The organism is Streptomyces sp. NPDC058240 (assembly GCF_042882135.1).
Lineage (GTDB): Bacteria > Actinomycetota > Actinomycetes > Streptomycetales > Streptomycetaceae > Streptomyces.
Window position 1 is genome coordinate 21,887 of sequence record NZ_JBHVWT010000015.1, and the last position, 623, is coordinate 22,509.

Genomic DNA, 623 nt, shown 5'->3' on the forward strand with positions numbered 1-623 from the left:
GTTCTCACCCACCGGACCCGCTCCGACCACCACGACGTCGTACTCGGCGTTCAGGGAAGCATCTGTCATGGGGACAGTCTGGTCGTGGGTGTGCGCGGCGGCCACATGGGCAGGCGGAATAGCGCAAGTGCAGTCACCGTTGTTCGGACAGGTCCGAGCGGGCACAGGAAGAGGTAGCAGACAATGAGCACCGTTGAGCTCACCAAGGAAAACTTCGATCAGGTCGTCAGTGGGAACGACTTCGTCCTGATCGACTTCTGGGCTTCCTGGTGCGGCCCGTGCCGGCAGTTCGCCCCGGTCTACGACGCGGCGTCGGAGCGCCACGACGACCTGGTCTTCGCCAAGGTCGACACGGAGGCGCAGCAGGAGCTGGCGGCGGCCTTCGAGATCCGCTCCATTCCCACGCTGATGATCGTCCGGGAGAACGTGGCGGTGTTCGCACAGCCCGGGGCGCTGCCGGAGGCGGCGCTGGAGGACGTGATCGGGCAGGCGAGGAAGCTGGACATGGACGAGGTCCGCAAGTCCATCGAGGAGCAGCAGAAGGGGCAGAGCTAGGGCGTGGTGGGTGGGCGCGCGCGCCGGGCCCACAAAGCGCAAGGAACAACCCACGTACCGCAGAGGCC

At 66.1% G+C, this 623-nt stretch carries 1 protein-coding gene; it reads left to right on the forward strand.

The window, feature by feature from the left end; translation table 11 throughout:
• Positions 1-183: 183 nt before the first annotated feature.
• On the forward strand, positions 184-555 hold the full coding sequence (gene trxA / locus ACFVX4_RS23105; protein ID WP_389980357.1) for a thioredoxin: 372 nt from the start codon (positions 184-186) through the stop codon (positions 553-555).
• Positions 556-623: the final 68 nt, after the last annotated feature.